The 25,156-nt window shown below is 63.4% G+C and carries 25 protein-coding genes; 11 read left to right on the forward strand and 14 right to left on the reverse strand.

Annotation, left to right across the window (positions count from 1 at the left end; all coding sequences use genetic code 11):
• The first annotated feature begins 133 nt into the window (after nt 1-133).
• On the forward strand, nt 134-1,141 hold the full coding sequence (locus FJ941_RS00535) for a ribonuclease (protein ID WP_140502372.1): 1,008 nt from the start codon (nt 134-136) through the stop codon (nt 1,139-1,141).
• A 49-nt stretch (nt 1,142-1,190) separates the two neighbouring features.
• On the opposite strand, the gene FJ941_RS00540 is transcribed toward FJ941_RS00535, so the two are convergent.
• On the reverse strand, nt 1,191-2,477 hold the full coding sequence (locus FJ941_RS00540) for a GGDEF domain-containing protein (RefSeq protein WP_140502373.1): 1,287 nt from the start codon (nt 2,475-2,477) through the stop codon (nt 1,191-1,193).
• 249 nt (nt 2,478-2,726) lie between these two features.
• Between FJ941_RS00540 and ettA the strand changes: the two genes are divergently transcribed.
• The 3 genes from ettA to FJ941_RS00555 all read left to right on the forward strand — a co-directional run bounded on the left by ettA (nt 2,727) and on the right by FJ941_RS00555 (nt 6,432).
• Nucleotides 2,727-4,376, forward strand: coding sequence for an energy-dependent translational throttle protein EttA (gene ettA, locus FJ941_RS00545; protein WP_027141609.1), 1,650 nt, complete (start codon nt 2,727-2,729; stop codon nt 4,374-4,376).
• A gap of 45 nt (nt 4,377-4,421) precedes the next feature.
• A complete protein-coding gene (tam, locus tag FJ941_RS00550) occupies nt 4,422-5,192 on the forward strand; it encodes a trans-aconitate 2-methyltransferase (protein WP_140502375.1) in 771 nt (256 codons plus the stop codon).
• 118 nt (nt 5,193-5,310) lie between these two features.
• The gene (locus FJ941_RS00555; protein ID WP_140502376.1) at nt 5,311-6,432 is read left to right on the forward strand and encodes a beta-ketoacyl-ACP synthase III; all 1,122 of its coding nucleotides are present in this window, start codon (nt 5,311-5,313) and stop codon (nt 6,430-6,432) included.
• A gap of 11 nt (nt 6,433-6,443) precedes the next feature.
• Here the strand turns inward: FJ941_RS00555 and FJ941_RS00560 are convergent, their stop codons facing one another.
• From FJ941_RS00560 to FJ941_RS00570, 3 genes are all read right to left on the reverse strand, one after another.
• Nucleotides 6,444-7,010: an isoprenylcysteine carboxylmethyltransferase family protein gene (locus FJ941_RS00560; protein ID WP_140502377.1), complete on the reverse strand. Its 567-nt coding sequence runs from the start codon at nt 7,008-7,010 to the stop codon at nt 6,444-6,446.
• 116 nt (nt 7,011-7,126) lie between these two features.
• A complete protein-coding gene (locus FJ941_RS00565; protein WP_140502763.1) occupies nt 7,127-7,543 on the reverse strand; it encodes a glyoxalase/bleomycin resistance/extradiol dioxygenase family protein in 417 nt (138 codons plus the stop codon).
• An 11-nt stretch (nt 7,544-7,554) separates the two neighbouring features.
• A complete protein-coding gene (locus tag FJ941_RS00570; RefSeq protein WP_140502379.1) occupies nt 7,555-7,977 on the reverse strand; it encodes a hypothetical protein in 423 nt (140 codons plus the stop codon).
• 118 nt (nt 7,978-8,095) lie between these two features.
• Here FJ941_RS00570 and FJ941_RS00575 point away from each other — a divergent pair, with 118 nt between their 5' ends.
• Both FJ941_RS00575 and FJ941_RS00580 read left to right on the forward strand, forming a co-directional pair.
• Nucleotides 8,096-8,737, forward strand: coding sequence for a TetR/AcrR family transcriptional regulator (locus FJ941_RS00575; protein WP_140502380.1), 642 nt, complete (start codon nt 8,096-8,098; stop codon nt 8,735-8,737).
• A 4-nt stretch (nt 8,738-8,741) separates the two neighbouring features.
• A complete protein-coding gene (locus FJ941_RS00580; RefSeq protein WP_140502382.1) occupies nt 8,742-9,359 on the forward strand; it encodes an MOSC domain-containing protein in 618 nt (205 codons plus the stop codon).
• A 74-nt stretch (nt 9,360-9,433) separates the two neighbouring features.
• On the opposite strand, the gene FJ941_RS00585 is transcribed toward FJ941_RS00580, so the two are convergent.
• The 4 genes from FJ941_RS00585 to tsaA form a co-directional block, all read right to left on the reverse strand.
• Entirely contained in the window at nt 9,434-10,273 is an 840-nt protein-coding gene (locus FJ941_RS00585; RefSeq protein WP_140502383.1) for an SDR family oxidoreductase, read from the reverse strand.
• Nucleotides 10,274-10,427: 154 nt separating this feature from the next.
• The gene (locus FJ941_RS00590) at nt 10,428-11,384 is read right to left on the reverse strand and encodes a D-amino acid aminotransferase (protein WP_140502384.1); all 957 of its coding nucleotides are present in this window, start codon (nt 11,382-11,384) and stop codon (nt 10,428-10,430) included.
• 133 nt (nt 11,385-11,517) lie between these two features.
• Nucleotides 11,518-11,832 carry a DUF2293 domain-containing protein gene (locus FJ941_RS00595; protein ID WP_140502386.1) on the reverse strand — a complete coding sequence of 105 codons (315 nt, stop codon included), beginning with the start codon at nt 11,830-11,832 and terminating at the stop codon, nt 11,518-11,520.
• Nucleotides 11,829-12,353 (reverse strand): tRNA (N6-threonylcarbamoyladenosine(37)-N6)-methyltransferase TrmO, encoded by a 525-nt coding sequence (gene tsaA / locus FJ941_RS00600; protein WP_140502387.1) that lies wholly within the window; start codon nt 12,351-12,353, stop codon nt 11,829-11,831. Before tsaA ends, FJ941_RS00595 begins: the two co-directional genes overlap by 4 nt.
• A gap of 225 nt (nt 12,354-12,578) precedes the next feature.
• On the opposite strand from tsaA, the gene FJ941_RS00605 reads away from it, so the two are divergent.
• The gene (locus FJ941_RS00605; RefSeq protein WP_140502388.1) at nt 12,579-13,601 is read left to right on the forward strand and encodes a metalloregulator ArsR/SmtB family transcription factor; all 1,023 of its coding nucleotides are present in this window, start codon (nt 12,579-12,581) and stop codon (nt 13,599-13,601) included.
• A complete protein-coding gene (gene metF, locus FJ941_RS00610) occupies nt 13,601-14,518 on the forward strand; it encodes a methylenetetrahydrofolate reductase [NAD(P)H] (RefSeq protein ID WP_140502389.1) in 918 nt (305 codons plus the stop codon). The genes FJ941_RS00605 and metF overlap by 1 nt, the downstream gene beginning before the upstream one ends.
• Before the next feature lie 439 nt (nt 14,519-14,957).
• On the opposite strand, the gene FJ941_RS00615 is transcribed toward metF, so the two are convergent.
• Complete coding sequence (locus tag FJ941_RS00615; protein WP_140502391.1) at nt 14,958-15,875, reverse strand: DMT family transporter; 918 nt, start codon at nt 15,873-15,875, stop codon at nt 14,958-14,960.
• Nucleotides 15,876-16,186: 311 nt separating this feature from the next.
• Here FJ941_RS00615 and FJ941_RS00620 point away from each other — a divergent pair, with 311 nt between their 5' ends.
• On the forward strand, nt 16,187-17,407 hold the full coding sequence (locus FJ941_RS00620; protein ID WP_140502392.1) for an alanine racemase: 1,221 nt from the start codon (nt 16,187-16,189) through the stop codon (nt 17,405-17,407).
• Here the strand turns inward: FJ941_RS00620 and FJ941_RS00625 are convergent.
• A complete protein-coding gene (locus tag FJ941_RS00625; protein WP_140502393.1) occupies nt 17,404-18,135 on the reverse strand; it encodes an SDR family oxidoreductase in 732 nt (243 codons plus the stop codon). The genes FJ941_RS00620 and FJ941_RS00625 overlap by 4 nt on opposite strands.
• 351 nt (nt 18,136-18,486) lie before the next feature.
• On the opposite strand from FJ941_RS00625, the gene FJ941_RS00630 reads away from it, so the two are divergent.
• Nucleotides 18,487-19,164: a LysR substrate-binding domain-containing protein gene (locus FJ941_RS00630; protein WP_348640733.1), complete on the forward strand. Its 678-nt coding sequence runs from the start codon at nt 18,487-18,489 to the stop codon at nt 19,162-19,164.
• 19 nt (nt 19,165-19,183) lie between these two features.
• On the opposite strand, the gene FJ941_RS00635 is transcribed toward FJ941_RS00630, so the two are convergent.
• A complete protein-coding gene (locus FJ941_RS00635) occupies nt 19,184-20,362 on the reverse strand; it encodes a lytic murein transglycosylase (protein WP_140502395.1) in 1,179 nt (392 codons plus the stop codon).
• 342 nt (nt 20,363-20,704) lie between these two features.
• Nucleotides 20,705-21,505 (reverse strand): GH25 family lysozyme, encoded by an 801-nt coding sequence (locus FJ941_RS00640; protein ID WP_140502396.1) that lies wholly within the window; start codon nt 21,503-21,505, stop codon nt 20,705-20,707.
• A gap of 288 nt (nt 21,506-21,793) precedes the next feature.
• Between FJ941_RS00640 and FJ941_RS00645 the strand changes: the two genes are divergently transcribed.
• Nucleotides 21,794-23,173: a serine hydrolase gene (locus FJ941_RS00645; RefSeq protein ID WP_140502397.1), complete on the forward strand. Its 1,380-nt coding sequence runs from the start codon at nt 21,794-21,796 to the stop codon at nt 23,171-23,173.
• Here FJ941_RS00645 and FJ941_RS00650 read toward each other — a convergent pair whose 3' ends face one another.
• Nucleotides 23,174-23,839, reverse strand: coding sequence for a class I SAM-dependent methyltransferase (locus FJ941_RS00650; protein WP_140502398.1), 666 nt, complete (start codon nt 23,837-23,839; stop codon nt 23,174-23,176). It abuts the gene before it with no gap.
• The gene (locus tag FJ941_RS00655; RefSeq protein ID WP_140502400.1) at nt 23,836-25,134 is read right to left on the reverse strand and encodes a DUF3419 family protein; all 1,299 of its coding nucleotides are present in this window, start codon (nt 25,132-25,134) and stop codon (nt 23,836-23,838) included. The genes FJ941_RS00650 and FJ941_RS00655 overlap by 4 nt, the downstream gene beginning before the upstream one ends.
• Nucleotides 25,135-25,156: the final 22 nt, after the last annotated feature.

The following is a 25,156-nucleotide window of genomic DNA, read 5'->3' on the forward strand; positions in this document are numbered from 1 at the left end:
GGTGCCAGATTTGCGTCAATCCGGCCTGCGGGCTTTTCCGCGACGATCTTTCTTGCCACGAGCCCGCAAAATATCGCAATTCTGACATGGAGACAGCTTCAGTCTGTCGCCACTTTCCAGCAGGGGATTCTCCATGCGCATTGCTGTTGTTCTCGGATTGGCCTTGCTGGCGGGATCGCTGGCGGGCGCGGCGCATGCCGACGTCAAGATGCGCGGCACCTTCGTGGCCGACGCTGCCTGTCCGGCGACGCAGGCGATCAAGAACGGCAAGAACCCCGGCAATGTCTCGACGGATGCGGGCAAGACCTACCAATTGCTGGCCGGCAACAAGGACGCTCCGACCCACTACCTCATCCTGGTGCCGGGCGCCGATCCCGAGCGCCGCTGGGTGAAGGTCAGCTGCGGCCATCTCTCGGGCAGCAGTGCCGCGACCCTGCCGGCGGCACCGGGCGGGCAAGGCAAGCCCGCGCCCTCGGGGAAACCCGAATACGTTTTCGCGTTGAGCTGGCAGCCGGCCTTCTGCGAGACCAAGTCGAACAAGACCGAATGCAAGGCGCAAAACCCTAGTGAGTTCGATGCCACCAACTTCACGCTGCACGGTCTTTGGCCGCAGCCGAACGGCAATTTCTATTGCCAGGCTTCGGCCAGCGACAAGGCCAATGACAATCCGGCTCACTGGCAGGACCTGCCACCGGTCAACCTCGATGCCGACACCCGCGCCGAGCTCGACAAGGTGATGCCCGGCACGGCCTCGAAGCTGGAACGGCATGAATGGATCAAGCATGGCACCTGCTACGGCAAAAGCCAGCAGGAGTATTTTTCCGACGCCCTTCATTTGATGCGTGAGGTCAACAGCTCGCCGGTGCGCGACCTCTTCGCCAAAAATATCGGTGGCAAGCTGACCGCGGATCAGATCCGCAGCGCCTTCGACCAGGCCTTCGGCGCGGGAGCAGGGGACCGGGTGCGGGTGTCCTGCCTTATCGATCCGTCGAGTGGCCGGCGGCTGATCGGCGAACTGACGCTCGGCCTTGCCGGTTCGATCGGCCCGAACAGTTCGCTCAAGGACCTGCTGCTGGCCTCGGTGCCGACCAACAAGGCCGGTTGCCCGACCGGGACGGTCGATCCGATCGGGTTCCAGTAAGTGCGGGATCGCCGCTTCCGGTAAGCCGGCGCGGCCGTCGCGGAGAGAGCTAGATCTGGGCTGACCTGGTCCAGGCAATGGCGGCGTCGGCCTCATGCCCACCGGGTTCGCCGACGACGCGGTCGCGTCCGGTCGATTTCGCCTTGTAAAGGCGCTGGTCGGCGAGCGCGAACAGATCGGCCAGGCACTGCGTCGTTTCGCTGACGGTGGAAACGCCGGCGCTGACGGTCAGCTCGAAGCGGCTGGTGGCGGCCGATGCCTTGAGCGCGGTGCGGACGCTTTCGCCAAACAGCCTGGCGACGGAATGCGGACGCGAACTCAGGATGGCGAATTCCTCGCCGCCGATCCGGAACACCTGGTCCTCGGCGCCTGCCGCCTCGCAAAGTACGGTTGCAACCGCCTTCAGCACCTTGTCGCCCTCGGCATGGCCGAAACGGTCGTTGATCGACTTGAAGTGGTCGACATCGACGATGAGCAGGCTGAGCGGCCTCCCCGTGCGCAGGCTGGCCTGGACGGCGGCTTCACCGTCGGCATCGAAGCGTCCCCTGTGCAGCAGGCCGGTCAAGCCGTCGCGGCCGACATGCTCGACCAGCGCTTCGTAGCGTTCGCGATAGGTCAACGTCTCGAAAATGTCGGTCAGGCCGCGCGGCATCTGGACGTCCCGGACCTCGAACCATTTGAGATAGGCGACCAGCATGGCACTGAAAGTCAGTGCCGCCGCCATCTTGGCGAACCAGCCGCCGAAGAAGACCGCAATCGGGGCGCCGGCAACAAAATGCAGCGCGGTGAAGAAGCCGGCCTGGTCGAAGGTGAGCACGCAGGCAACCGAAACCAGGATGCGCACGAACCGCGCCTTGCGCAGCGTACGCCCAAGCTTTTCATAGAGCAGGATGATCAGGATGGCGTCGATGACCAGCAGCGTCGTGCCCCACAACATCAGCCAGCCCATCTCGTCGATGAAGCCGATGTCGGGGAGCCGGCCATCGGGAAGCGGAGCGATGGCGTGCAGGCGCAGGAGCAGAACCAGCCCGATCATCAACGCATTGCCGAGCAGCAGGCCATAGATCGGCTGACGCACGGTGGCGGCATCTTCCTTCATGTAGAGCAGAAGAAGCATCACGAGCTTGCCGGAAAAGAGCACCGCCGAGCCCGGCGACACCATGCCGAACGGCAGGGCGACATAAAAGACGCTGGCCAGATAGGTCTCCAGGAAATGCATGACGCCAAGCGCGCAGACGAAGACGCCAAGGCCGATGCGCTTGCGGAAGCGGAAAAGCGTCACCATGACGCTGAAGTAGACGACCGCTTCGGCAAGGAGCAGGAAACTGTTCAGCAATGCCGTCGATCCGATCTTTCTCTGGAAATCGCGGCAAGCCGGCGATTCCACCCGATCCTGTTTTGACGCGGAAGGGTTAACCAGGGATTTCCGTGCGCGATCGACCGGTTGAAAACTTGGCTGTCGGTGCACACTTGTCCGTGTGGTTGGCTCGATGTGGCAAAAGCGATTGCCGTCCGGCGTCGCATCGCCTACATAGCGGCCAACCTCCATTCAATTCGACAAATCCAGTCATTCAGGGAAGCGCGCGTGGCACGCCAGTTCATCTATCACATGGCCGGCCTCAACAAGGCCTACGGCACCAAGAAGGTGCTCGAGAACGTTCATCTGTCCTTCTACCCCGACGCCAAGATCGGCATCCTCGGCCCGAACGGCGCCGGCAAGTCGACGATCCTCAAGATCATGGCCGGCATCGACAAGGAGTGGAGTGGTGAGGCGTGGCTCGCCGAAGGCGCCACGGTCGGCTACCTGGCGCAGGAACCGGCGCTCGACCCCGACAAGACCGTGTTCGAGAACATCATGGAAGGTGTCGCGGCCAAGACCGCCATCATCGAGCGCTACAACGAATTGATGATGAACTATTCCGACGAGACGGCCGACGAGTCGGCCAAGCTCCAGGACGAGATGGACCGGCTGAACCTTTGGGATCTCGAACAGCAGGTCGAGATGGCGATGGAAGCGCTGGGCTGCCCGCCCAAGGATGCCAATGTCACCAAGCTGTCGGGTGGCGAGCGCCGCCGCGTCGCGCTCTGCCAGCTGCTGCTGCGCCAGCCTGATCTTCTGCTACTCGACGAACCGACCAACCATCTCGACGCCGAGACGACGGCATGGCTGGAAAAGCATCTGCGCGCCTATCCCGGCGCCGTGATGATCATCACCCACGATCGCTACTTCCTCGACAATGTCACCGGCTGGATCCTGGAACTCGATCGCGGCCGCGGCATCCCGTATGAGGGCAACTACACCAAATATCTCGAAGCCAAGGCCAAGCGCCTCAAGCAGGAGGGCCGCGAGGATGACGCCCGCCAGCGCGCCATCGGCCGCGAGCGCGAGTGGATCCAGTCGAGCCCGAAGGCCCGACAGACCAAGTCCAAGGCGCGTATCCAGGCGTTCCAGGACCTGCTGGATGCAGCCGACAAGCGGCGGCCGACGGATACGCAGATCGTCATTCCGCATGGCGAGCGGCTCGGCAACGTGGTCATCGAGGTCGAGGGCCTGTCGAAGGGCTTCGGCGACACGCTGTTGATCGAAGGCCTCGAATTCAAGCTGCCTCCGGGCGGCATCGTCGGCGTCATCGGCCCGAACGGCGCCGGCAAGACGACGCTGTTCCGCATGATCACCGGCCAGGAAAAGCCGGATGCGGGCTCAGTGCGCGTCGGCGAGACGGTGAAGCTCGGCTATGTCGACCAAAGCCGCGATGCGCTCGATCCGTCGAAGACCGTCTGGGAAGAGATCTCGGGCGGCGCCGAAGTGGTCAAGCTCGGCAAGTTCGAGGCCAACACCCGTGCGTACTGCGCTTCGTTCAACTTCCGTGGCGGCGACCAGCAACAGAAGGTCGGTAATCTCTCCGGTGGTCAGCGCAACCGCGTGCATCTGGCCAAGATGCTGAAGACCGGCGGCAATGTGCTGCTGCTCGACGAACCGACCAACGATCTCGATACGGAAACGCTGGCCGCACTCGAAGACGCGCTGGAAAATTTTGGCGGCTGCGCCGTCATCATCTCGCACGATCGCATGTTCCTCGACCGTCTGGCCACGCACATCCTCGCTTTCGAGGGCGACAGCCATGTCGAATGGTTCGAAGGCAACTTCGAGGACTACGAGCAGGACAAGATCCGACGGCTCGGGCCCGAAGCCGTCAACCCGCACAGGATGACGTATAAGAGGCTGACGCGGTAAGGGGCACCGGGGCGGCGAACTCTCAAGCTGGCATGAGGAGCTCGAATGTCTGATTGGTCCGCCGCCCAATATCTGAAATTCGAGGACGAGCGCACACGGCCGGCGCGTGATCTCGCAGCCCAAGTGCCGGTGGATTTTCCGCGCCGCGTCGTCGACATCGGCTGCGGGCCGGGCAATTCGACCGAACTTTTGGTCGAGCGCTGGCCGGATGCGCAGGTGAGCGGCTTCGATACGTCTCCCGACATGATCGAAAAGGCAAGGGCGCGCCTGCCCAATGTCAGCTTCGACCTCGCCGATGCGTCGACATGGCAGCCGGCCGAGCCGGTCAACGTGATCTTCGCCAACGCGGTCTTCCAGTGGCTGCCGGAGCATCCGGCGGTGTTCCAGCGTCTGATGGGTTTTCTGGCGCCCGGTGGCGCGCTGGCCGTCCAGATGCCTGACAATATGGCCGAGGATTCGCATCAGCTGATGCGGGAAACCGCGGCGCAAGTGCGTTTTGCGGCAAAGATCAGGGATGCGGCCCGCGCACCGCTGCCGCCGGTGTCGTTCTATTACGACCTGCTGTCGCCGCTCTCCGCTCGGCTCGACATCTGGCACACCATCTACAACCATCCGCTGGCCGACGCCGAGGCGATCGTCGAATGGGTGAAGTCGACCGGGCTGAAGCCGTTCCTCGATCCGTTGGACGCGGACGAGCGCAAGCTGTTCCTCGACAACTACACGGCCAAGGTCGCCAAGGCCTATCCGAAGACCGCCGATAGCAAGGTGCTGCTGCGTTTCCCCCGCATTTTCATCGTCGCCAAGCGGGCGGGATAGGCTGGCGTAAACCTTGGTTTAAGCCTGCGTAAACCGGCCGAGTGAGAAAAGTGTTGCGCCGAAGCGTTTCGGCGCCCACATGAAGCCGCAATGCCCGCGGACGGGACGGACTGGAAACATGCATCGCGTCATCATCAGCGGCATCGGCGCTGAAATACCCAAGCCTGTCATCACGAATGAGGAACTGGTCGCCAGCTTCAATGCCTGGGTCGACACCGAGAACGCGCGGCGCCAGGCTGCCGGCGAGACGCTGCTGCAGAAATCCGATGCCGACTTCATCGTCCATGCCTCGGGCGTGCGCGCCCGCCATGTGATCGAGCGGGAAGGCATTCTCGACCCGACCCGCATGGCGCCGCGCATTCCGGCGCGCCCGGACGACGCGCTCTCGCTGCAGGCGGAATTCGGTGTCGCTTCGGCCAGGAAGGCGATCGAGCACGCCGACATCGAGGCGTCGGACATCGATCTGGTGATCTGCTCGTCCTCGCATCAGCAGAGGCCGTATCCGGCCATCGCCATCGAAATGCAGGAGGCGCTGGGCACGAGGGGCGCCGGCTTCGATATGGGACTTGGCTGTTCGTCCGCGGCGGCTGCGCTGCACATGGCGGTCAATCTGGTGCGCTCGGGCGCGCACAAGCGCATCCTGGTGACCACGCCCGAGATCATCACGTGCCATCTCAATTTCCGCGACCGGCAGACGCATTTCATCTTCGGGGACGCTTCGGTGTCGATGGTGGTGGAAGGGCTCGCCCAGGGCGAGAAGCGGCCGGGTCGCTTCGAGGTGCTGGACACGCGTATCTGGACGCAGATGTCGAACAACATCCGCACCAATCTCGGCTACCACACGCGTACCGCCCAGGACGATCCCTACATGATCAACCTGGAGGGCAACCTCATCAAGCAGGTCGGCAACAAGGTGTTCAAGGAAGTCACCGTCGCCGGGCACAAATTCATCGTCGAATTCCTGGCCGAGCATGGGCTGACGCCACAGGCGGTCCGACGCTTCTGGCTGCACCAGGCCAATGCGCGCATGAATGCCATGATCCTGAAACTGGCCTTCGGCCATGATGTCGGCCATGACCGCGCGCCTATGGTGCTGGAGCGGCTCGGCAACACGGCGGGCGCCGGTGCCATCATCGCGCTGTCGGAGAATCATGCGGATATGAAGCCCGGCGATTTCGGTCTGATCTGCGCCTTCGGCGCCGGGTATTCGATAGGCGGCGCGCTTATCAGAATGCTTTGAGTAATGTCGCGTCAGGCCGGCGTGAACGGAACCAGCATCGGCACCCGCCTGGCGTAGTCGTCGTAGGCGGGGCCGAGTTCGTCGCGCAGGAAATGCTCCTCCAGCCTCGCCTTAATGACGACGCCGATGATGAGCAGGGCCGTACCTGCGATGCCCCAGAGCGTGCCCTTCGCCACCATGGTGGCGAGCACTGCCAGAAGCAGCCCGGTATAGATCGGATGCCGGACCAGGCGATAGGGGCCGGTGTCGACCACGCGATGATCCGCCTTGGCGGTGACCGTGGCGGACCACAACCGCCCGAGATGGATTCGCGCCCACCACGCGAAGCCGATGCCGACCGCGATCAGGGCAACGCAGGCCCAGGCTTCGGCAAAGGTCGGCGTCCACAATCTCAGCCTGCCTTCATAGCCATGCGCTGGAACGAACAGCAGGACGGTGCCTGCCAGCCAGAAGACGCGATAGCGAGCCTCCGCCCCGATGGTGGCGCGCTTTTGCGCCGGATCGGCCCATAGGGCAGCCGCCATCCATGTGACTACCCAGATCAACCAAAGCGCTGCGATCGCCGCTCCGGGACGCATGAGAACCTCCGTCGACGGTCCGGGCTTCACCATGAAGCCGATGCAGCGCGGCGACAATGCGGCGCGGCGCCGTTTTTCGGTAAGAAGGTTGTGATCGAGCGGTCTGCGACCGGCGTCTATTCTTTGGAGCAACTGAACATCCACTGCACGCCGAAGGCGTCGACCAGCATGCCGAAGCTGGTCCCCCAATATTGCCGGGCAAACGGCACTGTGATCCGGCCGCCCTCGGCCATGTGTGCGAAAAGCTCCTCGCGGGCGAAAACCCCTGGTGCCGCGATCGGTCCATCGAATTCCAGCATCATGGCGGAGCCCTTCATCGGCTCCGCGTCGTCATTGTCCGAGGCGTGGAACAGCACACCCGGACCTTCGAAGCGTGCATGCAGGACTTTTCCGCGCATGGCTTCGGTGCGCACCGGCATATTGTTGTCGCCCCAGCGCAGCAGGATCGTTGCCCGACCAAGGCCGCATTGTTCGTAGAAGGCCAGCGCGGGCTCGCAGTTGGTGGTGAAGAACAGCGAAGGGGAGAGCCGCATCATCCTGTTCATCACCGCGCGGCGGCGGTGGCGGCCGCGATGAGCGCGTCGCCGGTATATTGCCTGTCACCGATGCCCCAGCCGCCGTCGGGCGCGTTGACGATGTTGATCCAGGTGTTTTCCGGCTTGTGGCGGGGTACGCAGAGTTCGCCGACAATCCGGGCGGCGGCGGCAATGAAGATCTTGCGGGCTTCGATTGAGCCAAGGGCGATATTGGGCAGCTTCAACTCGACCATGACGACCGGCCGGTTGGCGCCACCTGCATAAATGTGGCGCGGCGGCAGGATATGGACGGTGCCGCCGACGATCGCGGTGAAGAATGAATTGCCGGTGGCGCCGGAGGCTTCGATGAGGGCAGCGCTCAGGCGTGGCAGGATTTCGCGCTCTCCAGCGGGAATGAGTACGCCTTCCGGTGCGGTCACGGTGATCGGCATTGTTTTCTCCTTGGGTTGCACGGCTCTCGCCGGGAGGTCATCTTCCGGTTTGCCTGGTTGCGTATCGATTGATATGTTATGAGGGAAAGGTGAGTCAACAGGTTTCGTATCGATCGCTATGGAAAACTCGGACAAACCACGCGGCGGCCGGCCGCGCGCATTCGACCCCGACCGGGCGCTCGACGCCGCGATGCACCTTTTCTGGGAGCACGGCTATGAAGCGACGTCGCTGGCCATGCTGCGCGAAGCGATGGGGCTGACGCCGCCACAGATCTACAACGCCTTCACCGACAAGGAGACTTTGTTTCGCAAGGCGTTGAAGCGCTACCACGAGACCGAGATAGGCTTCGCGCTGGAAGCGCTGAGCGCGCCGGTATCGACGGGGGAGGCGATCCGGCGCTTGCTGCTGGGCGCCGCGGCGGCCTATTCCAGGCCCGGCAAGCCGGGCGGGTGTCTTTTCGTCAGCGGTGCGCTGGCGGCCTCGCCGCAGGCACAAGCCATTGCGGATGAACTCAAGGCCTATCGCAAGGCGAGCGAGGCGGCGATCGCGGCGCGGCTGGCCAAAGGCAAGGCGGAAGGCGATGTGCCGGAAAACCTCTCCGTCGAAGGCTTCGCCAAATATATTGCAGGCGTCATGAACGGCATGTCGATCCAGGCACGGGACGGCGCATCGGTCGAAGAGTTGCGCGTTTTGGCCCGAACCGCTCTTGCGGCCTTGCCGGGTAGAGGGCAAAGCCAGGGCACATCATCCAAGGAATGAAGCCATGCTGGATCTCTTTCCCGAGGCTGAAAAGCCGGTCGAAATCATTCCCTCGAAGAAGCTTGCCGGCCGCGCGGCGGCGCTGTATGTCGCGCCAGCGGACGATTTCCAGACGCGTCCGGTGGACGAATTGCGGCTCGGCTTCGACGGCATTTCAGGCGACTTCCATGCAGGACCGACGCGCCGTTCCGGCGGGCGTGAACCCTGGTATCCGCGCGGCACCGAGATGCGCAACGAACGGCAGATATCGATCGTGGCGGCGGACGAATTGGGCATCGTCGCTGAACGGATGGAACTCGCCGAAATCAAGCCGGAATGGATCGGCGCCAATCTGGTGATCGAAGACGTGCCGCATCTGTCGATGCTGCCGGCCGGCACGCTACTGTTCTTCAAGGGCGGCGTGACGCTCAAGGTCGACGCCCAGAACGGGCCATGCCGCTTCGCCGGGCGATCGATCGCTGAAAACGCTGGAATGGCCGACATCGAAGCCGGCGCGCTGTTGTTTCCCAAGGCGGCGAAGCGGTTGCGCGGCGTGGTCGCCTGGGTTGAAAGGCCCGGCATCGTCAGGGCCGGCGAAGAGATTTCGGTGCGGGTGCCGGAACAATGGATTTATCAGGTATAGCCGCGCGCTCACGTCGTGGCGGAGGGGTAGGAGCTACGCCGCCAGCGAGGCGGCGTAGCAGAAGTCGCCGGGCTTTAGCCCTTGCGGTTCTTGTTGGCGCCTTGCGCCATGACGGAGACGTGGTCCCACTTGTCCCAGGTGGCGAGGCGGTTGGCGTATTCCTGGCGTATCATCGGCAGGCCGCCATCGCCGAAGAATACCCGCAGCGGCGGCTCGTCGGCATCGACGATGGCCAGCATGGCCGGACCGGTCGCCTCGGGATCGCCGGCGACCGAGTTGGCGCGGCGCTCGGCCATCCTGGCGCGGGCAGGCGCATAGGCCTCGATCGGCTTGGAAACCTTCGCCGATGCTCCCGACCAGTCGGTGGAGAAGCCGCCCGGCTCGACCAGCGTGACATGAATGCCGAATTCCGCGACCTCGATGCTGAGCGACTGGCTGAAAGCTTCCAGCGCCCATTTCGAGGCATGATAGAGGCCAAGCGAGGCAAAGGCGTTGACGCCGCCGATCGACGAGATCTGGATGATGTGGCCGGACCGCTGCGCCCGCATGATCGGTAGGGCGGCCTGGGTGACCCACAGCGCGCCGAACACATTGGTCTCGATCTGGTCGCGGGCTTCCTGCTCGCTGACTTCCTCGATGGCGCCGAAATGGCCGTAGCCGGCATTGTTGATGACGACGTCGAGCCGACCAAAGCGCTTGTGCGCCTCGGCGACAGCGGCATCTACGGCTTTCTTGTCGGTGACGTCGAGCTTTAGCGCGGCGATGTTGTCGCCGTATTTCTCGACCAGATCGGCGAGCGTGCCGACGTCACGGCCGGTCGCGGCGACGCGGTCGCCGCGCGCCAACGCGGCCTCCGCCCAGACGCGGCCAAAGCCTTTCGACGATCCGGTGATGAACCAAACCTTTGATGTCATGATGTGGAATCCTTGCCCCTGCGGGCGCAATTTCTGGATGGAAGCGGAGGCTTCTCCGCTTCCGGGCATATACGGGCTGTCCCGTGATTTTCCAGAGGCGGGCGGAAATCTTTTTGAACTTGGGGCTTTCCAGTAGAACAAGAAATCGTGTGAATCAGGGGTAGTTCACCAAACTCGACCAGGCCGGGTCGTCGTGCTTTTGCCAATAGAGCGCCATCAGCCGGCTGGTGATCGGCCCGACCTTGCCGTCGGCGATGTCGGCACCGTCAACCTCCGTCACCGGCATGATGCCGCCGGCGGTCGAGGTGATGAAGACTTCGTCGGCGCCGCGCAGCATGGCCACGCTAACATTCATGGCCGTCGCCGAGAGTCCGATCTCTGCGCAAAGGTCGAACACGGTGCGGCGGGTGATGCCCGGCAGCACGCCGATGGCCGGGGTCGACAGTCTGCCGTCCTTGACGCAGAAGACGTTGAAGCCCGGGCCCTCGGCGACATTGCCGTTGAAGTCGAGGATGAGCGCCGTCTCGGCGCCACGGTCGTAGGCATCATAAAGGCCGCGCACGAGGTCGAGCCAGTGATAGTTCTTGATCGTCGGATCGATCGAGGCCGGCGGAATGCGCACTTTGTCACTGACGGCGACACGCAGCCCGCGCTGCAACTGCTCGGCATTGGCGACCGAGCCGAACGGCACGGCGAACGCCATGAAGCGGTTGATCGCCTGGCGCGGGTCGCGGCTGAATGTCGGCGAGGCGCCGCGCGTGCACAGCATCTCGACATAGGCGGCGCGATGGCCTGACAGCGCAACGCAATTGTGCAGGATCTCGGCCACGCCATCGTGATCGAACGAGATCGTCATGCGCAGCTTTTGCAAGCCGTCGAAGAAACGGTCGAGATGCAGATCGAGGCGGAAGAAGCGACCGTTCCAGACATGCACTGTATCGTAGGTGGCGTCAGAGTGCAGAAAACCCCAATCCAGCACCGAGACCTTGGCTTGTGACATCGGCACATACTGGCCGTCGAGGAAGGCAATGCCGTCGGGATAGGCGTGCGGGTCGACATGACGGTCGCCCACCACAGGCAGCGGCGGTGTATCCTGTGCGATTTGGCTCATCGGCAGCTCCTTGCCATGGGGTCACAAGCTATCGGCGGCGGGCCGAGTGCATAGAGCCAGCACTCCGACTTCACTCATCCTCGAGGATCCCGCCAGCATTTACGAGTGAGCACCATTCCGCCCGGCAATAGCGTCATTCCTCCTCGTCATCGGCGTCGAGCAGGCGGGTGGCGCGCCAGCGCGTGAGCACGATGTTGGTTTGCTCGATGACGAAGAAACGCGCCGAGTCGCGATCATAGCCTTCGGCCAGCAGCTTTTCGTAGTCGGTGTGCATGTGACGAATATGGGCAATCGTCGCCAGCCAGACCGCGATTGTCGGCGGCAAGGTCTTCATATGCACGGAGCCGGCGTAGGTGCGGATATTCTCCATGTCGGCATAAGGCGCCAGCGGCAAAAGTGCTGTCAGCGCCTTGGCGATGGCGCGGCGGCGGCCGGTCGGCGCGCTCATCGCTCCTCGCGCCCCTCAACGGTCGCCTCCGATATAGCGTCGGTCGAGGCGAAATATGGCTTGATGTCGATGACCGGCGTGCCGTCGAGCACGTCGATGGCGTCGAGATCGATGCGCCCGGTGGCAATGTCCAGACCGACGAGTTTGGCTACATGCAGGCCGATCGGGTTCGGCCGGGCCGGGGAGCGCAACCCGAATACGCCTTTTGCTTCAGCCGCATGGCGGGGTTTTTGAACGACCAGATTCCGCGGCGCGTGATGCAGCCAGGACAGGATGACGACGTGGCTGGCGCGGTCCAGCCCACACAGCCCTTCGCGATAGGGCGCTTCGATGGTGAGCGCCGCCGGTTGTCCCGTTTCGCGCGCGGCGCGCATGTTTTTCGGGCAGCTTTCCCGGGTAGTCCATGGCGAGGCGATACGGCCGATGAAGACGATGCCGCTATCGGGTGGCATCGTTGCCGGATCCTGGTCCAGCCTCTGCTCGCCTTCACGTGCCTCGAACATGTCACGCTGTCCGGTCATTGCCTGTCTCCGTGCCGGGCCTGTCTCCGTGCCGGGCCTGTCTCTGTGCCGGGCCTGACTCTGTGCTGGTGCCTGCCATTGTCTCAAACCGCTTGACGTTTCGGGTGACCTGGACTGGGAAATCACGCATGCGGCATTTTCTGGTCCGGAAGCGACATAGCGCTTGCAAGGTTGCCAAAATCGACATAAACATATGTTTATATCTTTTTCAAAGAGAATACGCTGATGCATGTCTCGCTCGACACCATGGTGGATACGCTTAAGGCGGCGGCCGAATCCAGCCGCCTGCGCATATTGGCACTGTTGTCGCGCGGCGACCTCACGGTTTCCGACCTTACCGAAATTCTCGGCCAGTCGCAGCCGCGTGTCTCGCGACACCTGAAACTGCTGCTCGAGGCCGGGCTGATCGGCCGCTACCAGGAAGGGTCGTGGGCATTCTTCCGCCTGTCGGACGCAGATTCGGCGCGAGACTTCGTGATGGGGCTGGTTTCCAGCATTCGCGGCGCCGACCCGCAGGTCGAGCGCGATCTGGAGCGGCTGACCTCGGTCAAGCGCAAGCGTCAGGACCGCGCCACCGCGTATTTTTCGCAGAACGCCGCAAGCTGGGATCATATCCGCTCGCTGCATGTGCCCGACCGCGCCGTCGAGGCCGCGATGCTGAAGCTGGTCGGCAAGCGGCCGTTCCAGTCCATGCTCGACCTTGGCACCGGCACCGGGCGGCTGCTCGAAATCTTCTCGCCGCTCTACCGGCGCGGCATCGGCATCGACATGTCGCGCGAGATGCTGACGGTGGCGCGCGCCAATCTCGACAAGGCCGGCGTTTCGAATGCGCAGGTGCGGCAGGGCGATATTTTTTCGCCGCCTGTCGAGCGCGATGCCTTCGATCTCGTCACCATCCACCAGGTGCTGCACTATCTCGACGATCCGGCCCGCGCCATCCATGAGGCGGCGCGGCTTTTGCGCCCGGCCGGCCGTCTGGTCATCGTCGATTTCGCGCCGCACGCGCTGGAGTTCCTGCGTGACGAGCACGCGCATATGCGTCTCGGCTTTTCCGACCGGCAGATCGCGGACTGGTTCTCCGAAGCCGGCCTCGATCTTGAGGATGCCCAGGAATTCGAACCGCGCAGCGGTAACGAGGCCAGGCTCACCGTCAAGCTTTGGCTTGGCCGCGACCGGCGCCTGCTGATCGCCGATCCCGCCAACGCCAGCCAGCAGACCAGAGTGAGCTCGATAGGGGAAATCGCCTGATGAACCAGTTTCGTTTTTCCCGCCGTCCCGATATCGGCGACAAGGTCAGGGTTTCGTTCGAGTTCTTCCCGCCGAAGAACGACGAGATGGAAGCGAGGCTATGGGACACGGTCACAAGGCTGGAGCCGCTGAAGCCTAAATTCGTCTCGGTCACCTATGGCGCCGGCGGCTCGACACGCGAGCGCACGGCGCGCACCATCGGCCGCATCCTGAAGGAGACCAGCCTGACGCCGGCCGCGCACATGACCTGCGTCGATGCTGCCCGCCATCAGGTCGATGCGGTGATCCAGGAATTCACCGACATGGGCGTCAAACGCTTCGTCGCCTTGCGCGGCGATCCGGCCGCGGGCGTCGGAACCGCCTACCGGCCGCATCCGGATGGCTACGCCAATGGTGCCGAGCTGGTCGGGGCGCTGAAGGACGCCGGCGATTTCGACATCTCGGTTTCGGCCTATCCGGAAAAGCATCCGGAAAGCCCTGACTTCGCCACCGACATCGACATGCTGAAGCGCAAGGTCGACAATGGCGCGACACGGGCGATCACCCAGTTCTTCTTCGACAACGATCTCTACGAGCGTTACGTCGAGCGCGCCCGCCGCGCCGGCATCTACATACCGATCGTTCCCGGCATCCTGCCGGTGCACAATTTCACCCAGGTCGCCAATTTCTCGGCGCGCTGCGGCGCGCTGGTGCCGGCATGGCTGGCCGAGCGTTTCGACGGCCTGCAGAACGACCCGCAGACGCATGCGCTGGTGGCATCCGCCGTGGCCGCCGAACAGGTGCTGGACCTGGTCGAGCGCGGTGTGGGCGATTTCCACTTCTACACGATGAACCGGGCCGATCTGGTGTTCGCCGTCTGCCATATGATCGGCATCCGCTCGCACGAGGCGGAGGTGGCGGGTTCCGCTGCTGCGTAAGGCTCGGCTGGAAAAGCAAAAGGCCGGGTAAAAAACCCCGGCCTTTCGAATTGGTTAGACTATCTGGTGCTGGTCTTCCCCATCTTGGCGGGTTCAGGGAAGGACGCCCATAATGAGGGCGCCGATGAAAGCAAACGCAGCACAAATCATCAATGCGTTGATTGGCCTCGTAAGTCCCATGACATAGCCTCCTCTTAAAGAGCTATGCCCTGGAGTCTAGGTTCATTTGTGCCACAGGCAAGCGGAAAATATGCTGCATTGCGACGTGATTGTGAGATTCGCGACCTCTGTTTTGCCTTTAACCGTTGAAACCCTTCGGGAAAAACCCGCTTAGGCCTGTGTATAAATTATGGCGGTGGCGTGTCGATGCTGTGTCATGGCAGCGCTACCGCCGCGAAAGTCGCATTCGACTTTCGCGGCGACCATCCCTCGCCCGGCCCTAACGGCGACCGAACACTCGTCCGTCGATTGTGAGAAGACCGAGTCCGATAAGCACCACGCCGCCGATCTCGAACAATTCCAGCCGTTCGCCAAGGAACAGAAGACCGAGCAGCATGGCGCTGGCCGGCACGATCAGCGTGACCAGCGAGGCGTTGGTGGCCCCGGCCGAGGCGACGAGATTGAAGTAGAGGATGTAGGCGAAGGCCGTCGACAGAAGCGCCAGCGCCAGCACCGCCGTCCACACCGGCGGCGAGGCCGAGAACAAGCCGGCCGGGCCGTCGGCGAAGAGCACGATCGGGATCATGATGATGGTCGAAGCCGTCAATTGTCCGGTGGCGACGACCGGCGAGGGCACGCCCTTGAAGCAGCGGGCGACCATCAGCGCAACGCCATAGGAGAGCGAGGCGCCGATCAGCGCGAATTTGGCCCAGACCGGGCCGCCAAGCCCCGCGAGCAGGCCGGGACCGATCATCACAGCCGTGCCGGCGACACCGAGGGCGATGCCGGCGAGCTTGTTCCAGGACAGCTTTTCATCTGATGTCAGAGCGTTGGCGAGGATCAGCGTCCAGAACGGCGTCGTGGCATTGAGCACGGAGGCGACGCCGGCACCCAATTGGGTCTGGCCGGCGAAGATCAGCGAGAAGGGGACGACGTTGTTGGTGAAGGCCAGCAGGAAGAACAGGCCGGCATACGGCAGGGCGGGACGGAAGGAGGGGCCGCGCAAGCCGAGATAGAGCTGCAGCGCCAATGCGGCGATGGCGACGCGAAACAGAACCAGCACCAGCGGGTGAAGTTCAGCCACCGCGATGCGGGCGAAGAAGAACGAGCCGCCCCAGATCGCGCCGAGCAACAGCAACTGCCCCCAGTCCCTGAGCGTCATCGGTCCGCGTGCTGCAGATGCCGCTGCCATAGCCATGTGATTTATCCTCCCCGGACGGCTCGAATGCCGGCCAACCAGGCAGAAGCCATATCGGGTCCGGCGGCAAGGGCCACCCGAAACTTGACCGACAGCCAAGCTTCCCGGCAAAAGGCTGGTGCCGCACCGTCAGCAGCGCGAGACACAGAATTGTTTTCATTGCAGCGCCGCGCGTCTCCAGAGACGCGCAAAGGACGCTGCGAGATTCATTCCTGGCGCATGATCCTTTCCGAAAGTCGAATTGACTTTCGGGGTCATGCGCTAGCCGCTAGCTTGGATTAATTATGCGAGCTGAAGTCGGGGATTCGTCCATGCAGCGATTCGAGAATGCAAGCGAGGCGGCACTGGCGCTTCGCCCGGACGACCCGGTCTACTGCTTCCGCCCACAGGTGCTCAAGGCCGACGCCTTGCAGTTCATGGGCATGTTCCCCGGCAAGACCGCCTACGCGGTGAAGACCAATGGCGAGCAGATCGTGCTGAAGACGCTGGTCGAGGCCGGAGTCACCGCTTTCGACGTCGCTTCACCAGCCGAGTTCGCCGCCGTGCGCGCCGTCTCGCCCGATGCCGAGATGCTCTACATGCACCCGGTCAAGGCGCAGTCGGACATCAAGCTGGCGCTGGAAAAATACGGCATCCGCGTCATTTCGCTCGACCATGAGGACGAGATCACCAAGCTGACCCGGGTGGTGCGGGCGCTCGATATCGACCCAGGCGCGGTCAGCGTCTTCGTGCGTGTGCAGACCAAGGGACATGCCGCCTACGAACTGTCGAAGAAATTCGGCGCCGGGCCGGCCTATGCGGTCGAACTCGCCGAGCGGCTGAACCGCACCGGCTATAGGGTCGGCCTCTGTTTCCATGTCGGCAGCCAAATCGAGGATCCCGACACCTATGAGCGGGCACTGGCCTCGGCCGACTGGGTGCGTAACCGGCTGACCTTCGACATCGCAGGGCTCGATGTCGGCGGCGGCTTTCCGGCCGAATACGGACATGATCCCAACCGCAAGCAAATCGAGATGCCGTCGCTCGGCCAGATCATGTCGCGGCTCTCCGGCGACCTGAAGGAATATCAGTTCGACCAGATTCCGCTGGTGGCGGAGCCGGGCAGGGTCATCGTGGCGCGCTGCCTGTCGCTGATCGTGCGCGTGCTCCTGCGCAAGGGCAAGCGGCTCTACATCAATGACGGCATCTGGGCGTCGCTGTCGGATTCATGGACCGGCAAGATCACGCTGCCGGCACGCTTCATCCCCGATCCGGCGATCCGCGCGCGCAATGGCGACGAGAACAAAATCGTGCCGTTCAAGGTGTGCGGCGCGACCTGCGATTCTGTCGACATCCTGTCGCGGCCGTTCTGGCTGCCGGAGACCGTCGATACCGGCGACTGGATCGAGATCGGCCATATCGGCGCCTACTCGCTGTCGCTCAGGACTCGCTTCAACGGCTTTTATCCCGACACGTTCGTCGAGGTGACGACGCCCTTCGACGAGGGCGACGCGCCGCAAGGGTTTGCGAGCCTGGAGACGATGGCGGATTAAGCCACGCCACCGCCGGCCTGGATGTTCTCGCCAGTCAACCAGCGGGCCTCCTCGCTGGCCAGGAATACGGCAACGTCGGCGACATCGCGCGGCGCACCAATCCTACCGAAGGGCGACATGCCGGCCGCCACGGCGCGATCGCGCTCCGGCAGCAGGTCCGTGTCGGTGAAGCCTGGCGATAAGCTATTGACGGTGACGCCGCGTGGACCAACCTCGCGCGACAGCACGCGCACGAATTGTTCCACGGCGCCCTTGCTGCCGAGATAGAGTGCGGTGTGGGTGAAGAACATTTTTGTCCCGCCCGTGGAGACCGCGATGATGCGACCGCCGTCCCGCACACGGCGAGCGGCCTCCTGAAGCGTGAAGAACGTGCCTTTGGCGTTGGTATCGAAAACAAGGTCGAAATCCGCTTCACTGGCCTCGACCAGCGGTTTGATCACGGCGACCCCGACATTGGCGACGACGATGTCGAGACCGCCCAATTGGCTTTCTGCTTCGTCGAACAAACGGCGGACGTCGGAGACATTTGAAATGTCGGCCTGGATGGCGATTGCCTTGCCACCCTTGCTGATGATGGCCGCCACAACATCGTCAGCGGCCTTGGCATTGTCGACATAGTTGACGGCGACGCTGGCACCGTTGGCGGCGAGCCCTTCGGCAATGGCGCGGCCGATGCCGCGCGAACTGCCGGTGACGATCGCGGTTTTGCCCTGAAGCGTTTGAGACATGATCAATTCCTTTCGACCGTTCGTGACCGCGCGATGTGGCTTCCACGGTCGAAAATAGGCCGAAGCTATTGATCGTATAATGAGCTATTATCTGACCTGCCTGTTAAGCCTGGGATACACAATGCGCGGGTCTGAATTTTCCGAACTCAAGGCATTCGCGACGATCGTGGAGGAGGGCAGTTCATCCGCGCTTCCGCCAGGCTCAGGATTTCGCCGCCGGCCCTCAGCCAGACAATCCGGCAGTTGGAGGCACGTCTCGGTGTCCGCCTGCTCAATCGCACGACACGCAGCGTATCGCCGACCGCGGCCGGCGATACGCTGTTCACGCGGCTTGGCTCCGTTTTCAGGGAGTTGGAAGGCGCGGTCGCCGATATTCATGCCTCGCGCGATCAGCCGGCGGGTTCGCTGCGCATCAACGTGCCGCGCGTGGCCGCGATGCGGTTCATCGCGCCGATCCTGGGCGATTTCCAGCGCGTCTATCCCGATATCAGCCTGACGGTCATCGTCGACGACATGCTGACAGACATTGTCGAAGGACGCTTCGATGCCGGCATTCGGCTCGGCGAGCGGCTGGAAAAAGACATGGTGGCGGTGAAGCTGAGCGGGAACCTGCAAATGGCCGCGGTGGCCGCTCCCGCCTATCTCGCGGGACGCAGCACGCCTCGTCATCCCGGCGATCTGCACCAGCATCGCTGCATCAACTTCCAATGGCCAGGCGGCGGCAACATCTACCGATGGGAGTTCGCGCGTGGCAAAAGGGTGCTGGAAATCGCGGTCGAAGGCAGGCTGACCGTCAACGACACCGACTTGCTGCTCAACGCGGTGCTGAGTGGTGCCGGTATTGCATACATGATTGATTATCAGGTCCGTCCCTGGATCGAGAACGGTCAACTGGTCCGGTTTCTGGAGGCCTGGTCGCCCAGCTTCCCCGGCTTCTATCTGTACCATCCGAGCGTGCGGCATGTGCCGCCAGCCTTGCGGGCGTTCATCGATTTTGTGCGGGAGAGGAAGGGAGTGTGTGGTGGGTAGCTTGCCTATCGACCTTCGCTTACAACTTTCCCAGCAGCTCCGGCGTCGGCCAGCCATCCACCGGCAGGCCTAGCCGCATCTGCTCCTTGCGGATGGCTTCGCGGGTATTGGTGCCCAGGATGCCGTCGACCGTGCCGACGTCGTAACCCCTGGCCTCGAGCTTCGTCTGCAACGCCTTCATCTGCTCGTTGTCGAGACCCGGCTCGGGATTGCGCGGATCGAGCGGCGGCGTGCCGGCGAGCCGCGCGGCAAGGTTTGCCGCGGTCAGCGCGTAGGTGAAGGACTGGTTCCATTCGAGATAGACGTCGAAATTGTCGTAGGTGAGGAAGGCCGGACCCTTGCGGCCCATGGGCAGCGCCAGGCCGGCCTTCAGGCCCTTGTCGATCAGCGGCGAACCGTCTGGGTTGGTGACGCCCCACTGCGCCCACTGTGTCAGCGGCAATTTATTGGTGCGGCCGGTCTGGTCCCACGGCATCTCGTCGGGCACGCGCACTTCCTGGATCCAGGGCTCGTCGCGCTTCCAGCCGCGCGACAGCACCTTGTTGCCCGTGGTCATGATCACGTCCGGCACGCTGTTTCTAAGGTCGATCTCGCCGTCGCCGTCGCCATCGACGCCGCGCGCAAGATAGTCGGACGGCAGGATCTGCGTCTGGCCGATCTCGCCGGCCCAGGCGCCGGTGACATCGGCCGGCAGCACGCCGCGATCGATCAGTTCCAGCAGCGGCACCAGTTGCTGGCGGAAAAGCTGCGGGCGGCGGCAGTCATGCGACAGCGTCACCAGTGCGTTCAGCGTATGGAAGTCGCCCTGCACGGCGCCGAAATCCGTTTCAAGCGCCCAGAAGGCGGTGATGACAGGCGCCTGCACGCCGAACTGCTGGTCGGCGCGGGCGAAGACATCGGCGTATTTCTTCATGTTCGCCGCACCTTGCTTCAGCCGGTAGGCAGAGATCATGCGATTGGAAAATTGGACGAAGGTTTGCGTGAAGACGCCCTGCGCGCGGTCGCGCGCCAGAGCCCTCTCGTCGATCCTGGCGTCCTCCAGCGCATCGAGACCGACGGCGCCGACACCAGCCGCCTTGGCTTCCGCCGCCACGCCCTGTTTCCAGGTTTCGAAATCGCCGCCGCATTCCTGCGCCATCGCCGGCAAGGCCGTGGCGCACAAGAATAGCGCCGCGAGGGCTTGGGAACGCAGTCGCATCAGCTTCCTTTCGAAACGAAGAGGGCATTATCGTGCCTAGAGCCCAACGCCCTGCGGTTGCACTCTTTACCGCTGGCAGTGTCGAAAAGCAGGCGGCAGGCCCGGTGTCAACGGGTCTTCTGCCGCGGCCCCTCTTCCAGGCGGGTTCGCTGCCGTTGCCACGGCGTCAACGGGTCTTCTGCCGCGGCCCCTCTTCCAGGCGGCTTCGCTGCCGTTGCCACGGCGTCAACGGGTCTTCTGCTTCAGCCCTATTTGAGGCGCCCTTGCTGCCGTTGCCACGGTGTCAACGGGTCTTCTGCCGCGGCCCCTCTTCCAGGCGGCTTCGCTGCCGTTGCCACGGGGTCAGCGGGTGTTCTGCCGCAACCATTTATTCCAGGCGGCTTCCGAGCCGTTGAAGACGTTGATGTCGGACTTGCCGGTCATGCCGGGGACGATGCCGGTTCCGGTGTACTGCCAGAAAGTGAAGGGGTGGCTGCCATATTTCTCGCGCGGGTGCCCGGCGACGGAGCGCAGCCAGTAGGGATAGCCGCGGAAGCTCGACAGTTCGTTGTCCTCGAAGAAATCGACCGAGGTGTAGATGATCGGCTTCTTGCCATAACGCCGCTCTACGATCTCAAGGAAGGTGGTCATCTCAGCGCGCACCGTGGCTGGGTCGGGGCGCAGGTGGCAGGTCGGCGAGTTCGGGTTCCATTCCATGTCGAGAACCGGAGGCAATGCGGAGCGGTCGACGGGGACATTCTGGATGAACCAGCGCGCCTGCACGGCGGCGGGCGTGCAGAAATAGAAGAAATGATAGGCCGCGCGTGGAATTCCGTTGGCTTTCGTGCGCGCCCAGTGCTCGCTGAAATATTCATCGAATCGGTCGCCGCCTTCGGTTGCCTTGATGAAGGCGAAGGAGATACCGCTGGCCTTGGCGGTCGGCCAGTCGATCGATGTCTGGTATTTGGAGACGTCGGTGCCATGGACGGCATAGTTCCACGGCGCGCCGCTGTCCCACTCATGCGGCTTGGAATCGGCAAAGCGCGGCGCGCGCACGGCCACCGTCGGACTGCTCGACGCGGACGGCGACAGCGGCGAGAGATCGTCCACGGTCGAGCAAGCGCCGAGCAGCGTCAGCATGAAAAGGACCGCAAGACGGCGCATCGCAACTTCCAAGCCGGAATCAGCCGGTCGCTGATGGGTCTGTGCACTTGATGGCCGAAGTTGGTCTGGCCCCCTCCAGGCGATCGCCCCACGCATCGCCCAGCCTATTCGTTTTTCGTGCATGTCGTCGTCGCAAAACCGCTGCGCACTTTGGGCGACATGCATCCCTGTGATCGCCGATCATGGTTGATATCTGGTTTATGGCGCTCGACAAGAAGCCCGATTTTGCGGAAGCAATGGCGGCAATTCGATGACATAAACGTCAGGCGAGTGTCTGGGAGGCAATGGATGCGGATCATCGTCAAGATCGTCAAATGGCTGCTTGGCCTGATCGTGCTGGCTATCGCCGCGCTGGTTGCCTGGCTCTATTTCGCGCCGCCGGAACTCATCCGCGTCGGCTCGGGCTATTCGGCCAAGATCGTCTGCTCCAACGTCTTCATCGCCGGGCGCGATCCCAACGAGGTGCTGGCCGTCGATGTGCAGGCGCCCGGCCATCCGCTGCTGCGCTTGATGCGGGTTTCCGTCGACAAGAACCGGGGGACGGTGTCGGCCGGCCTGCTTGGTTTCCTCGGCAAGAGCGAGGCGGTTGCCCGCGACGGGCTGGGCTGCGCCTCGGTTCCCGACGGCGATGTCGGCAAGGCGCGGCGCACCGCGGTCTATGCCGAACCCGCGGCAACAAGCCAGGATGCGCTGTGGCCCGAGGGCGAACGGGTCGATGCCTCGCAGAACCCTGAAATCTTGAAGATCGTCGCGGACAATGCGATGGCCGGCACCGGCATGCGCGCGATCGTCGTGGTCAAGAACGGGCGGGTCGTCGCGGAACGCTATGGCGACGGCTTTTCGGTCAAGACGCCATTGCTCGGCTGGTCGATGACCAAGACGGTGAACGCCGCCATCGTCGGCACACTGATCAGGGACGGCAAGCTGGCGGTCGACAACAAGGGCCTGTTCACGCCCTGGAAGGTGGATGGCCGCGCCGCGATCAGCCTTGCCGACATGATGGCGATGTCGAGCGGCCTGGAGTTCAACGAAGACTATGGCGACGTCGCCGATGTGACGCGCATGCTCTACCTCGAACCCGACATGGCGGGTTTTGCCGGCTCCAAACCCCTCACCGGCGAGGTCGGCAAGGTGTTTTCCTATTCCAGCGGCACGGCGGTGATGCTGTCGCGCCTCTGGCAGGACGCGATCGGCGACAAGGCCAAGGCATTGACGTGGCCGCGCATGGCGCTGTTCGAGCCGCTCGGCATGCACAGCGCGGTGCTCGAAACCGACGAGCAGGGCACTTTCGTCGGCTCGTCCTATCTCTACGCCACGGCGCATGACTGGGCCCGGTTCGGCCAGTTCCTGCTGCAGGGCGGGGTATGGAATGGCAACCAGGTCCTGCCGGCCGGCTTCGTCGATTGGATGCGTGAGCCGGCATCCGCCTCGAAAGTCTACGGCAAGGGCCAGTTGTGGATCGAAGCACCGGGCGACGAGGAAAACCCCGGTGCCGGTGTCGCCGCCGGCCTGCCGAAGGACACTTACTGGATGGAAGGGCATGACGGGCAGACCGTCGCCATCATTCCATCCGAGCAATTGGTGGTGGTGCGGCTCGGGCTAACGCCGGCCAAGCTCAATTATCGGCCGCAGGCGTTGGTGGGGGCGCTGGTGAAGGCGCTGCATTAACTAGCTCCGTGGCCCGATCACGGCCAGCCAGGCATAGCCACGATAAAGCGTGCGAAAACGGAAGGTTGCGCCGGTTCGCTCGGCTTCCGATTCCAGAACGTCGCACAGGGATTCGCGCGGCGTGACGTGGAATTTTTTCAGCCAGCCGCGCAGCAAGGTGCGGAACCAGCCCGGCAAACCTTCCTGCTGGCCGAAATCGACTATGTGCAGCGAGCCCGTCGGGGCCAGCGCGGCAAGTGCTGCCGAGGCCGTCTTCTCCCAGCCCGGGATCATCGATAGCGAATAGGATACGAAGATGCGGTCGAACCGTTCGACGCCATAAAGCGCCTCTGAATCGAAATCGGTGGCGTCGCCCCTTGCCAGCGTGACGCGATCCGAGAGGCCTTCGCGGTCGATTGCCTTGCCGGCCGTTTCCAGCATTTCGGCCGAAATATCGAGGCCGAAGAAACGGGTGTCGGGATAGGCGCGGGCGGCGAGGATGATGTTGCGGCCGGTGCCGCAGCCGAGCTCCAGAACGGTGCCGCCTTGCGGCACGTCCAGCCCCGCGATCATCCGGTCGCGGCCGAGCAGGTAGTATTTGCGGGTCAGGTCGTAGATATGGCGCTGCCAGCGGTAGACGCCGTCCATCAGTTCGGCATGGCTGGCCGGCAGCTCCGTCGTGCTCATGCCGCGCGCTTCACATAGAGGTGGAAGCCGCCATAGATGGCGGAGCGGTCGCGGGCCGAGAATTCGCGCGATGCTTGGTTCTGATAGTCCCACTGATCGAGCAGCGATGTCGAGACGCGCCCCGGCAGCAGACTCGGCTCGGCGGCGGTGCGGAAGATGACGCGGGCCCCGGCGGAGGCGGTGCGGGTGATCTCCAACCACAGCGCGTTGAGCTGGTCGTCGGTCATCCAGTCCTGTGCGTCGAGCAGGATGAAGCGGTCGACGGCGCCGGCATCCTTGCCGGCGAGGAATTCGATCAGGTTGGCATGGTGGATGGCGACGCGGTCGATATTGCCGCGGATGGTCTCGTAGTTGCGCTTTTCCAGATAGGCGGGCAAGGCGGCCTCGCCGGGCTCGGGATAGCGGCGGGCGAAAGCCTGCCAAGCGAAGTAGTTATTTTCCAAAGGGAAATCGCAGGCGAGCTTTTCCAGCCGGGCCTTCAGCACGCTGGCCATGGTGCCGTCGCCGGAGGTGATCAGCGAGTCATACTGCGCCGGAGGGATGCCGAGGCCGAACAGCGAGGCTTTTCGCGACGTCGCCCATTTCAGAAGCTTCTTGTCGAAGACCGGCGCCAGCTCCTCGTTGAAGAAGCGGCGCTGTTCGCCGATGTTCCTGGCTTCCATCATGCGGGCCGGGTTGACGCCGAAGAATTTCGCCGTGCGGTGGCCCATGGCGATGAACAGGCCGAGCAGGCCGGTCTGGTAGAAATTGCGGTCGAAAACGCCAATGCGCCTGTTGCCACGCCAGTTGCGGCGCTCCCAGTAATGACGGCTGACCGGATCGAGGTGCGGGGCGATGAAGCGATCGTAGGCTTCGGAATTGTGGCTCATGTCCGCCGCACCGAAGAAACGGAACAGGTCACCTTGCGAAGGCAGATGGCGAACCGCCTCCAGCTTCATGCGGTTCAGCGCGATGTGGGCCGCGTTGAGATCGACGGCGTCGATCTGTGCCGGCGAGCGGGTAAGGTAGGCGAGGATGTTGCAGCCGCCCGACGCGATGGTGACGACCCGGTGGCCCTGGCCAAGCTGCATCGCCTCCATGTCGACGTCAGGGTCTTCCCAGATCTGCGGATAGACGAGGCCGGAAAACAGGAAGGCGAACAGCCGCTCGGAGATGCCGGCTTTCGAAAGCGGGCGGTTCTGGTAAACGGCTTTTCCAACTTCCTTGCCGCGGCGAAAAACCAGATCTGCGGAGACGTCCGTCATGGCAAAGTGATTCCCCATTTGCTTTGGCGCAAGCGGGTAACGCAGGGTCATGACAGGCCGGTGACAGCCTGTT

The organism is Mesorhizobium sp. B2-3-13 (assembly GCF_006442195.1).
In the GTDB taxonomy this organism is placed as follows: Bacteria; Pseudomonadota; Alphaproteobacteria; order Rhizobiales; family Rhizobiaceae; genus Mesorhizobium; species Mesorhizobium salmacidum.